The sequence below is a fragment of the Corynebacterium kozikiae genome, assembly GCF_024580965.1.
Classification (GTDB): Bacteria; Actinomycetota; Actinomycetes; order Mycobacteriales; family Mycobacteriaceae; genus Corynebacterium; species Corynebacterium kozikiae.
Map to the genome: position 1 here is coordinate 20,276 of NZ_JANIKJ010000021.1, position 11,557 is coordinate 31,832.

Annotated in this window: 8 protein-coding genes, 1 other RNA gene and 1 pseudogene; 7 read left to right on the forward strand and 3 right to left on the reverse strand. The window is 55.8% G+C overall.

Annotated elements, in window-relative coordinates:
- The first annotated feature begins 12 nt into the window (after positions 1-12).
- The 5 genes from ftsX to ssrA all read left to right on the forward strand — a co-directional run bounded on the left by ftsX (position 13) and on the right by ssrA (position 3,032).
- Positions 13-915 carry a permease-like cell division protein FtsX gene (gene ftsX, locus NQ018_RS10010; RefSeq protein WP_257060744.1) on the forward strand — a complete coding sequence of 301 codons (903 nt, stop codon included), beginning with the start codon at positions 13-15 and terminating at the stop codon, positions 913-915.
- Between the two features lie 90 nt (positions 916-1,005).
- Positions 1,006-1,500 (forward strand): SsrA-binding protein SmpB, encoded by a 495-nt coding sequence (gene smpB, locus NQ018_RS10015; protein WP_257060745.1) that lies wholly within the window; start codon positions 1,006-1,008, stop codon positions 1,498-1,500.
- Between the two features lie 2 nt (positions 1,501-1,502).
- Positions 1,503-2,099 (forward strand): hypothetical protein, encoded by a 597-nt coding sequence (locus NQ018_RS10020; RefSeq protein ID WP_257060746.1) that lies wholly within the window; start codon positions 1,503-1,505, stop codon positions 2,097-2,099.
- The gene (locus tag NQ018_RS10025) at positions 2,096-2,539 is read left to right on the forward strand and encodes an ASCH domain-containing protein (protein WP_257060748.1); all 444 of its coding nucleotides are present in this window, start codon (positions 2,096-2,098) and stop codon (positions 2,537-2,539) included. The genes NQ018_RS10020 and NQ018_RS10025 overlap by 4 nt, the downstream gene beginning before the upstream one ends.
- A 102-nt stretch (positions 2,540-2,641) precedes the next feature.
- Positions 2,642-3,032: a transfer-messenger RNA gene (ssrA, locus tag NQ018_RS10030) on the forward strand.
- 860 nt (positions 3,033-3,892) lie between these two features.
- On the opposite strand, the gene NQ018_RS10035 is transcribed toward ssrA, so the two are convergent.
- Together NQ018_RS10035 and NQ018_RS10040 are read right to left on the reverse strand one after the other, a co-directional pair.
- Complete coding sequence (locus NQ018_RS10035) at positions 3,893-4,954, reverse strand: hypothetical protein (protein ID WP_257060749.1); 1,062 nt, start codon at positions 4,952-4,954, stop codon at positions 3,893-3,895.
- Positions 4,955-5,154: 200 nt separating this feature from the next.
- Positions 5,155-7,617 (reverse strand): DUF262 domain-containing protein, encoded by a 2,463-nt coding sequence (locus tag NQ018_RS10040; protein ID WP_257060750.1) that lies wholly within the window; start codon positions 7,615-7,617, stop codon positions 5,155-5,157.
- Positions 7,618-8,167: 550 nt separating this feature from the next.
- Here NQ018_RS10040 and NQ018_RS10045 point away from each other — a divergent pair.
- Together NQ018_RS10045 and NQ018_RS10050 are read left to right on the forward strand one after the other, a co-directional pair.
- Positions 8,168-8,563, forward strand: coding sequence for a thiol-disulfide oxidoreductase DCC family protein (locus NQ018_RS10045; protein WP_257060752.1), 396 nt, complete (start codon positions 8,168-8,170; stop codon positions 8,561-8,563).
- A 321-nt stretch (positions 8,564-8,884) separates the two neighbouring features.
- The gene (locus tag NQ018_RS10050; protein WP_257060754.1) at positions 8,885-9,310 is read left to right on the forward strand and encodes a hypothetical protein; all 426 of its coding nucleotides are present in this window, start codon (positions 8,885-8,887) and stop codon (positions 9,308-9,310) included.
- A 171-nt stretch (positions 9,311-9,481) separates the two neighbouring features.
- On the opposite strand, the pseudogene NQ018_RS10055 reads toward NQ018_RS10050, so the two are convergent.
- Positions 9,482-11,431, reverse strand: a pseudogene (locus tag NQ018_RS10055) (type ISP restriction/modification enzyme); the annotation flags it as partial.
- Between the last annotated feature and the right edge of the window lie 126 nt (positions 11,432-11,557).

The following is an 11,557-nucleotide window of genomic DNA, read 5'->3' on the forward strand; positions in this document are numbered from 1 at the left end:
GGCCACGCACCAATGAACTTGAGTTTTGTGTTCCGCGAGGCCTTCCGCGGGCTTGGTCGAAACATCACCATGACCATCGCGCTGGTGATTACCACCGCCATCTCCCTCGCACTACTGGCTACCGGCTTCCTGGTCACGGGGATGACTGAGCGCACCAAAGAAATCTACCTGGACCGCGTTGAGGTGATGGTGCAGTTGGATGAGGAAATCTCCGCCAACGACCCCGACTGTTCCACCACCCCCTGCCGCGAAGTCCGCGAACTCCTTGAGGGCGCGGAGGGCGTGGAATCTGTGACGTTCCGCAGCCGCGAGCAGTCCTACCAGCGCTTCGTTGAGGTATTCCAGGATTCGGACCCGCTGCTGGTGCAGGAGACCTCCCCGGACGCCCTGCCCGCTGCCGTGCATGTGCGCCTCACCGACCCCCTGAACACCACTCCTTTGGATCCGGTGCGCGACTTGCCGCAGGTCACCGCAGTTGTGGACCAGGTGGATGACCTCCGCGGCGCCACCGACAACCTGGACGCGATCCGCAACGCCACCTTCCTCTTCGCCGGCATCCAGGCCGTAGCCGCAATCTTCCTGATTGTGAACATGGTCCAGATTGCGGCTTTCAACCGCCGCGAGGAAATCTCCATCATGCGCATGGTTGGTGCTTCCCGCTGGTACACCCAGGCGCCGTTCGTCCTGGAAGCCATCGTGGCTACCCTCGTGGGCGCCGTGCTCTCCGGGATTGCACTGTTCGCCGGCAAGGCGTGGGTGGTGGACAAGACCCTGGACGGCCTCTACAGTTCCCAGCTCATCGCGCGCATCTCCAACACAGATATTTGGGCGGTGTTGCCGGTGGTTGCGCTGGTAGGCATCATTTTCTCCGCGCTCACCGCGCAAGCGACGCTGCGCTGGTACGTCCGCAAGTAGTGCGGGCAGAAGCACGCGTGCCGACGTTGCCAGGTTGCAACCTTGCCGGCGTCGGTAGTGCCGCGCAGCGCTGGTAAGATCTGTTGGATTATGGCCAAGAAAAAGAAGAACGCCAAAGGGCACAATCCGGTGGTGGCAACAAACCGGAAGGTTCGCCATAACTACAACATCCTGGAAACCTACGAGTGCGGTGTAGTGCTGGTGGGAACTGAGGTGAAGTCGTTGCGCGAGGGCAAAGCCACCCTTGGTGATGCCTTTGCCACCATCGATGAAGGCGAGGTGTGGCTGCGCAACCTCCACATTCCCGAATACTCCCGTGGGCACTGGACCAACCACTCGCCGGTACGCGTGCGCAAGCTGCTGCTGCACCGCCGGGAGATCGACTCCCTCATGGGCAAAGTGCGTGACGGCAACAAGACCCTCATCCCGCTGTCCCTGTATTTCAAGGAAGGCCGCCTCAAGTGTGAGCTCGGCCTAGCGCAGGGTAAGCAGGCGTATGACAAACGCCAAGACATCAAGCGCCGTACCGAGGAACGCGAAATTACCCGTGACCTCGGCCGCCGCATCAAAGGAATCAAGGGGTAGTAATGGGAACAAGGGACGACCTCTGGGGTGCATCCACCCGCGCCACTGGAATCACCGAAGAGCAGTGGTTGGAGTTCTTTGCTCCCCACGCGCAGGCCCCACACGCTGAACTGGCCAAACTGGCCCATGCCAAGTTGCTGGAGCTGGGTGAGCAGATGGAGGGCCAAAACCTCCACTGGTGGGCCCAAGGCATCGCGATTGCCTACGAATACCACACGGGCCGGCGCGCCCAAGCCCAGCGCTGCGACGGCACCTTTGGCGCCAGTGCCTCCAAAACTTTGAGCGGCACCATGGATGAAATTGCAGACCAATGGGCCGATTTTGCCCTGAGCTTGGGGGAGGTTGCCGGTGTACCCATTGGCGAAGAACCTCGCCGAAACGCCACCGAAAAGTGGCGCTACTGGCGCACCGAACTGGCCAATGGCGCCCCTGTGAGCGTAAGCATCACCGCCAAGCCGCCTGCAAAAGACGGCACCCCCAAAGCGGTGCTCGCTGTAGACATGCGCAACCTCAACTCCACCGAGCAATCGGAAGAATTCAAAGCGGCGTGGAAGGAAATCTTGGCGGATTTTGCCAAGGTGTACACACAAAGCCGATGATCGCTGAGTTCTGGGAGAAGGCACGCGCCGCGGCTGGACCTGAGGCTGGTCTTGGGCTAGAGCTTCCGCCGGCGTGGGCGTTCGGTGCGGGGAAAGAAATGGCCGACGCCCTCGCTTCCCTCGTGGTGGCTGGCCGCAAAACAGCGACCAGCTCCCTGTATGCTCACTACCTCGCGGAGGGGGAACTAATCCCGGAGGCTGGGCAGCTCCACATCATCCTGGATGGCAACGGCAAACCGGTTGCGTTGATTCGGATTATCGCCGTGGAATTAGTTGCGTTCAGGGCAATCACCCCGGAGCAGGCAGCCGCGGAAGGGGAGGGCGACCTCTCTCTGGAATACTGGCGCAGCGCGCACCAGGAGTTCTGGGGGCAAGTGGCTGAGGATGCCCTCGTGGTGTACGAGCGTTTTGGGGTGGTGTACGCGCCGGGCACTGCGTGATGGTGCTGACAGTTGGTTGGGGCTTGCGCCTTGGTGCGGGAGGGGAGTAGTGTGGAGCCACTGCGCGGAGTGATTGCACAATCCCAGCTCCGGGCATTGTACGGGGTCGATTTTGGTTTCGACTATGTACATTGAGTCAGGGGAAGCGTGCCGGTGCAGGCTAGAGACCACCGTAAGCGTCGTAGCAAACTGATAAGCGCCGAGAACACTCAGCGCGACTACGCCCTCGCTGCCTAATTAGAATAGCCAGCGACCTGCGTGTCTGTCAGACCAGGGTTCGTCCCTGATCCTGGACCTGGCATCGACTTCAAGGGACTTGCTTTCCCGCCGTGTTCGTGAGGCGGGGAGGGACATCTTCCACGAACTGGGCCCATCTTCTGGAGAGTGTTTGCCTTAGCCAGAGGGCCGAGTAGAGATCCATGCGCAAACTGCGCACGGAGAAGCCCTGACGAAGTGGCATAGGACCCGGGTTCAATTCCCGGCGGCTCCACAATTGGCATTTCCCCTGGTCGTGATCGACCGGGGGTTTTGCTTTATCTGTGCTGGTCAGCGAGGTTATCGGTTGGATCTGACTGGGAATGGTTCAGAGCGGGAATGCAAACTTTGGGCAAAAATAGGGCAAAAATAGGGAATCCGTGGGGAATCTGTGGGGAATGCATTCGCGAATGATTAGCGAATTTTCCTAGCCCCATACAAGATTGCCGCCGAGGGATGGCTGACCGCCAACCGTCGGCAAGGCTAGCTGTCCGGATCAACTGGCTGAGCGTGTCTGGCACGGAGTCGTAGAGCAGTTCCAGTGCGACGAGGTTTCGTTGTCCGGCAAGTCAGGGACGGGTAGATCCCATTCTCCCAGAGAGCTTGACCGCTGCTTTTGACTACATCTTGCCCGCCGTGCTTGGTGCTGTCTTTGTTCAGCTTGCAGCCGTTGTCGCAGGCGCTGCCTCCGTGTTTTGGTTTGCCCCCACCTTTCCGGCATTGTCTGCGCTGGCACTCCCAATCGTTGTGGTTGCAACCGTTTGCTTTGCTTTCTTCATGGGAGCCCGTGGTGAAAAGAAGGGTTCCGTTCAGGAATACGAGAGGTCGTCCGGAGTCTAGCCAACGGCCTCAGTTGAAAGTACAGAAGTTCCCATTTCCCAATTGCGCACTTCTTGGCCGGAGGCTAAATAACTTCCTCGCCGTGTCCGACGAACCCAAATTGCTTTGGAAATGAATTTGAATCGCCGAGCTGCCCAGTAGAAGCTGTGATCCCATTGCGGTAGTGAATTCACGAACGGCAAAGTCCGGGAGAGGGTCGGTGGCGGTGCCGGAGGCGGGTGCCGGAGGCCAGGGGGCGTCGGTACGCGGAGACGCGGGTTAGGAAGCGCGGATGTCGAGAACCTCGCTGACCCGAAGCATGCCTAGGGGCACGCTGGTGTCGGATGGGAACCGCCCGCTGACCTCTGGGGTAGTGATGGTAACGTGCAGGCCTTCGAACTGAGAGTAATCGCCAACTGTGAGGAGAACGCCATCATCGATGGTCTCTGTTCGTACGTTTGAGGAACTGCTCACGATGTTGCCGGTCACGGTTGTCGGTGCATCCAACAGTAGGATCCAGTACATATCGCCACGATCGGCACCGGGGTTGGGATCCCGTTCGCCGAATAGCGCCTCCTGGTACGTCAGGTGATGCAGCGTGCCAGTGAGCTTTGTGCCCGCGACCTCTGGTGCGGCAGCTGCCGGTTCCGCGGCTGGGCCCGACGCGTTGGCAAAGGTTGCGGCTACTTGTGCAAGCGTGTCCAAACCGCTCGGGTCAGTGGTCTGGTGCCAATTGGGTTGGATGTGATCGGTGGGGAAAGGCATGACGGGCACTTGCCTCTTGGCCACCATTGTGGGCATGGTGCCCATGAGCCGATACTGCTCTGAATCGCCGGTTGTTCCGACTGACTGGTAACCCACCTGGAACACGCCGTCACCGGTCCCATTGAAAGTCAAACTTACACGTGAGCCACCGGCGCTCGCCGCGCCCTCCATCAGGGAGGCGGTTGCCTGGATGATGTTGTAGTTGGCGTCGGTGGAGATCATTGTGATCGGCGCCCACCCCATGTAGTCCTTGCGTATGAGCATGTCGGGGCGCCCGTCGCTGTTGAACTCACCTATGGCATAGGAATAGGTGCCAAGGAATTTTTCATCCGGCCAGTGATTCAACGTGTCAAGCTGTGGAGGAGAAGCCAGCACCTGTTCGTAGGCGCTGCGCAACTTGGCCAGATCCACACCGCCGCTGTTATCCTCCGCGCTTGTTTCTGCGGGCAATTGCTCGCTCGTGGTGCTGGAGGCGGTCGTCACCTGCGCCACCTCTTGGTCCTGTTCGCCGCTGCAAGCCGCCAACGCTAGGGAAGCCACCATTGTTATGCCAACAGTCTTGAGGAAACTGTTCACGTCAGAACCCTTCTTTTATGTAAGAAAATCCTTTTTAACCCTACGGTATATGCTGAGAAGTCTCTGGCGAACGCCTATTTTCCGACGAACCTCACACCCACCTTTAGCCCGATGTTTGCTTGCCGCGACCTATGGTGTGAATGTGTGAGGGCCGCCCCAACTTGCAGGTGCTCGCCATTTTGCTGCAACCTCGCGCACCATTAGGGCAAGCGCTCGATCAACTGGCCGAGAGTTCCGTTGATAATGCCTCCATGGATCACGCTTTTGCCCAGAAGGTTTGCCATGGTCTCATACGTCGTGAGGCACGCCAGTACTTCTTCGGTGGTCAACGTGTCTACCGGGTGTTGCGTGAGAAAGGCTTCGAGCGACTTTCCGCTGAGCATCCCCGATGGGTTTTCCACACGGTGAGGGGCGATGCGGTTGAGGAATTCATCTTGGAGCTCTAGGGTTTCCGCCTCCGCGAAATCACTCCCGGCGAACTCTTCAAGTAGGGGAGCCAATGAACGCAGGTACTCGTAAGGGCTTTGAGTGGTCTGATCCCCGGAATCATCTTCACCCTTTTCTGCCTCTTTGCTGCGCAAGTAGAAGAGGATGTCCTCCGGGTCGTAGTCAATAGCTGCGCAGACTCGCCGCAACAACGCCATCTTTTGATTGGTAGAAGTAGTCACCCGGACGCCGAGTGCCGGGTCAACTACTCGAAGCCGAGTGTCAATTGAGGCGCGTTGAACCACATCATCAACGAACAGGAGTTCCTCGTCCATCGCGGCGGTGAGCAGCCGTTCGCGATCAACTGTGAGGAGTATCCGCAAGACCTCAACGAGACCTTGCGCCCAAACAGTCACTGGTACTTTATTGCCCTCGACCTCAATGGCCGCCAGCTGCTCGCCAGTAAAATTCGCGTCCTTTCCCAGGGGTTCGTAGGCAAGAATCTCCTTTTCGGGAACGAAGCTTGCTTCCGGGCTCTTCCAAATGGTGAGCGCCCGATCCACGAGCAAGTTCGTTCGTCGCTCAAGTTGTTCCGGCCCCCATGTAACCTGTTGTTTGAGGAAACTGTTCAGCCAGTAGGGGGAATCTTTGAAGCCATCATCCATGGTGAGCTTCTGGGTAAAACTCGCATTGGAATAGGTGGAGTTGTAGCCAGTGATGGTGAGATTACCAATCCTGTGCAGCCAGTTTCTATGAATTTTCTCCGCATCTGGTCCTAGCTCTGCACGCCACGCCTTGTTCAGCGTCTGGGGCATGATGTGCTCGATCGTCAGCTCTTCATTGGCAATGTAGTCCGCGATGTCTTTGACGTCTTTGCTGCCCGCTGTTTCCAAGCAGTTGAAGAGGTATGGGCGGTAGCGGCGGATGCTGTAGAAGTCGTGCATAGCAAACGCCGCTGCGAATTCTTCATCATCGGGGAAGCGCCCGCTTTTAGACTTAGTTGTCAGCATATAGGCCAGGATGTCGGAATACGGCTCCTGGTTTTTGCGTAGTTTGCGGAGCTCAGAGTAGGCATTTGCAAAGATCTTGTTGAGTGAGTTGGTGGCAATGCTCACCACAAAGCGCCGGAAAATGTAGCTCTCCAAAATCTCCACGATTGATGCAAAGTCTGCTGAGCTAATCACACCCTCCTTCAAATCGCGGAAGGTCAAATACAGCAGGGGCTTGACCACATCACCAATCACCTGGTTTGCGCGGCGTAGGATACGGTCGACGTCTGCGAAGCCGGTACTTGCCGTGGAGAGTTGCTTGTCGTAAACAGCAAAGCGGTGCATTTCCTCCACGATTGCGGGGTAGGGGAGCGAGCTCTTTTCCGCAAACCGTTTGAACTCCTCGAACACTGCGTCTTCACGGGGCGTCTTGCTGGTTTTTGCTACCAGGTACCATCGCACAAATCGGTCCGTCTGGAAATTCACAGCCATCTCGAGTGGATTCCAAAATTGCTCGTAGACCCGAAGCTGTTCATTGTGGTCAAGGCCCATGAGGACGAGATTGCGAATCTTGTCTGATTCCTTCAACGCCAAACCCGTTGAATTAAGCGATTCAAAGATCCGTTGCGGATCGTCGTGGCTTTCCAGATCCAGATGCATCACCTCTAGCTGGCATATGCCCTTCTTCCACAAGGTCTGCGCCGAAAACTCTGTTCGCCGCAGTCGTTCCCGGAAGTAGCGGTAGTTCACTGTGATTTTGGACTTCTCATTGAAGTACTCTTCCGGCCCGAACAGCCGCGTATACGCATTGGCGTCATCTTTGACAGGCTTTAGCTTGAACTTCTGCTGCCCTGAATCCTGGAGCAGTAGGTAGTTGTTGAGGAGCTTCTGTGCAAGCCCATCTTTTTCTTCTCCCTCATCAACTTCAGCAATTTCTTGTTCTTCTAGGGCATGGGCCAGCGCCAGCATTAACAGGCTTACTGTGGTCATGCGCTGCTGCCCATCAATGACCACCGAGGTGAAGGAGTCTTCAGGGTTGACCACTACCGCGCCGAAGAAGTGTGCCGGCCGCCCCGCGCGAATCATGTCAGTGAGGTCGTCAAAAAGCTTCGCGCACTGCTTTTCGGTCCAGTCATAGTTGCGCTGGTAAACAGGGATCACCAGCTTGCGATCGGACCCATCGAACACCTTGTAGATATTAGAGACGTTGCCTCTCAAGGCTTCCTCCCTGCCTCCCTGCGTGTACACGCGAACTTTTGCTGAATGAACTATGAATCAGTATTGCAAGAGCCCAGGACATGCATACCCCTGTTCCTTACCCCTGTTCGTACAAATTTGTCAGAGAACCAGCCGTATTATGCCTCTGAACTCTCCTTTTAGGTCCTGTTTCAAGGAAAATTTGTAAATGTTTCAAATGCCTGATTGCCTTGCTGGTCCCGGTTGCGCCACCAGCGACGTGAAGCAATTGGGTTGCGAACGCCTGGGTTGCTAAGCTCAAGCTATCCGACGGAGTATTTGTGCACATCGCGATGGCTCCGTTGTGAACTTGTTGCCGAGGTCAACTACTCAGCTTTTGGGCGTCTTTGAGTATCGGGAGCGCTCGAAATGAAACTCGATTTGGAATGTGGAGCTTTGTTCTTGATGCATGTGCGTATTGAAGAAACCCAAATTTGAAGGGATCTAAATCTCTCGCGCAATTTCGTTGGAAAGACGAAAAACTTGGTTTTGTTTCAACTCGCGCCGGGAACTTAGCTCGGCAGGGGATAGCGGGGAACGTTGCGGGTAGAGTGGGGAAACAATGACGGTGAAGCCAACTTGTGAAGGTGAAGGGATGGGTAAGAAACCCACGCTGCTTTTTGATGGTGATTGCGGCTTTTGTTCTGCAAGCGTTGAATGGCTCAAGCGGAAGGTTGAATTCGAGGCAGTCCCATTTCAATTTTCTGAATGCCAAGAATTTGGCATTTCTGAAACAGAAATGAATTCCCAAGTGTGGCTTATTGAGGATGATGAAAAATATGGTGGTGCGGTTGCATTTGCCAGATTGTTGGGGAAATCGCAATTAATGGTGCTGCGTCATTTTGGGGCATTTCTGCTTCTTCCAGGGGTGAAGTTCATTGCGCAAAAGGTGTACGCATTGGTGGCAAAATATCGCCATCTCTTGCCTGGGGGAACGCCTGCGTGCAGGCTCCGTTAGGAGGCGCCGAGCTCCGAGCGCCAAGCGCCAAACGCCGGGGTCCGGGGCGAGGCAGAGGCAATGCCGTGAATGGGATTGTTCCAACGCGTAACTTGGAATTAGAAAAACAAATTGTATGCGCAAGCTGCCGCAGATTCTTGAGATGTCCGCAGGTAGTTTTCAATGAAAGCGGAATATTTTTCAAGATTATGAATATTCCCCAAAGTGAAACTTCATTCCAACGTTGAAACAGAAAGTGATAATGCCTACAAAAGCCAGATTTCCGAGCTTTCGGCGCTTCTCAATTCTCTTTCAAAAAATGCTTCGAATACAATGCTCCTCATGAATAACCGATCTCTCAACGCAATTTGCTCGCTGGCGGCTGTTATTGCCCTTGGCCTCACGGGTTGTACCTCGGACTCCTCGACCGACGCTTCCGCCTCCACAACCGCCGCTCAGTCTTCCGAGCAGACGGCACAGGCATTGGCACCGATCTCGAGGGATCCCGAGGCTGTGAATGGAACCACCATCACTCTTCCGCTTGAGCGTGAGCTGGTGTTCAAGGCCCAGGACGATGCCGCTGGTGAGTGGACCGCCGTCGTTGAAGATCCAACCATTGCAGAGTCCGTACCCGCTAGCAGCGATGGTTCCGCTTCCTTCAACGCTGGGATTCACCCAATTGCTGAAGGCACCACCATCGTGGAACTCACCAGCCCAGCGGGGGAGACGAGCTCCTTCGAACTCATCGTCACCGCTGGCAACCGCTAACGCAACGCTTCCTCAAAAGAGGTAACAGCGCCCCTTCTCCCGGTGCGCCTCACAACCCGCAGCTCCCCAACACCATGAAATACCGAATCAGAATCTCCATGGGTGGGGAGCTTTTCACTGCGCTCAATGTGCCCAGAATGGCCAAGTTACCGCCCAACCACCGCGCCTGATTTACACCTCAGTCTCATCACCCAGCGAATCCACAATCCGCACAGTTTCCACCGCAACCCTGGTCACCTTGGCAATTAAGTCCACTATGTAGCGCGGGTTGCCTACCTCATCGGCCCAGTCGTTGGGGTCGTTCACAATGCCGGAGGCTTTGTCTTTCTTCACCTGGAAGCGGTCAATCAGCCACGCCACCGTCGAGCGCGACCCCAGCATGTATTCCTCAGCCGCCGCTGGGATGTCGCTGATGGTCACGGACTTGTTGTAGATCAATTTGGTCACATCGTTTACTGACTTACCAGTCTCCGGGTCCTTGCGCTTGGCCAACTTCATCTTCGTAACACGCCAAGTCTCCCGGTCCGATTCGTCACCCTTGACCTCTACGGTCACAGGCCAAGGCTCAACGTCCTCGTAGCCCACGTGCAACTTCATCAACGCTGCACCGGCGGTAGCGAATTTGTCGAATTCTGCGCGGCTTGCTGGGGTATCGATGTGCGGCAGCATCTTTTCAAGGTCTTCCTTGTAGGTGCTGCGGTAGGCAGGGTCGTGGAGTTTGCCGTACACAAAGTGGAAGATGGCATCACCGGTAATGTCCGTGCCAAGGGCCGAACGATACAGGGACTTGATGTCTTCCGTGATGTTATCTACACGAACGTATCCATTGACAACTTCGCCGATCTGACCGTATTCGCTTTCTTCGCCTAGTGCTTGCACTCGCAATTCCCCGAACAATGAATCATCCTCGGCTTCACCAGGTCTCCATGTGAAACGAGGGAAGTACTGAGATGCTGTGAAAAAATTCAGGTCAGGAATAACTGTCGTGGCCAAAAGACTGCCAGCAACATTCGGATATGATCCAGAAATTGAAAAACCGATGTTCTTGTGCTCCGGCGTTGGGAAAATCTTCGGGAGTTGGTAGGTCATGTCATTGAGCGGACCGTCAAAATACGCCCAAGAACTGGAAAACGGACGGTACATGGAACGGTATATCCGTTCTTTTCGCAATTCAATCTTGGTGCCTTTGCCAGCGAGTTTCTTCAATCCTCGGTTCCAGGAAATCTTGGTTGGGTCTGCCAATTCGGGATGTGCTTGCAGGAACTTCGTCACGTCAGCTTCCTGCATGCGATTGATTCCCTGATCTGCCGCCCATTGAGCCAATTTCTCATTGGTGAGATCGTAGGTTGTGAGCATTCGCTGCAGATTCTCCATCAAGATTTCAGGAGTCTGCGCATAGGCCCACGCATCGCGGCCGGTAGCTAGCCCACGGGAATAGCTGGAGAAGAACGTAGTTGCGTACTTGTCCTTCTTGTCACCAATCACCGGCCAAGTCTCGAAATCGGCCGAACGCTGGTTGAGCCAGTCACCCCACTGGTTCGGGGTGATGTCGTGCCAGTCGATGGTGTTGATACTGCTGGTGTTGACAATCGAGAGCTTCTCGTCGGCTGTCAGGTAGTCGCCAATGTCACGGTAGTGTAGTCGGAAACCCTCGGTGTTCGGGTCCTTGATGCCAATGGTGATCGCGATGGTGGTTCTTCCTCCGTCGCGGAAGACGTTACCCGCCTCTTTTCGCCGCTGTTCACCGGCAGTTCTGGCGTTCCCACGAAGGTTGAATACGTAGAGATCGGTGAAGTCCTCTTGCATGGAAAGGCGCACTCCATCAAAGGTATTGCCATTCAGCCAACCTCCGTTGGATACAAACGCCACCACACCTTGCTTCCCAATGCGGTCCGTAGCCCAGCGGAAGGCACGCAGGTAGGAGTCATACAGCTTATTCTTGTTCGTCGCGGTGGATTTCGCCGCGTAAGTTTCTGCGATGCGCCCGTCCAATGAAGGATATTTCAGGTTCGCATTTAGATCATTCGCACTGGTCTGCCCCGCCGAATACGGCGGATTGCCGATCACCACGTTGATTGGGGCTTCCATCTGGCGCTGGATGGTGGCGTTGTTTTCCTTGAACGGGGCCGACCCCCGGAAAGTAGACACATCGGGTGGTCAATATGATGGGATTATGTTAGCTCACGCGGTCTTGGCTTCAAACTCTTTTGGTGACAGGTATCCACACCAGGAGTGACGCCTTTTGGT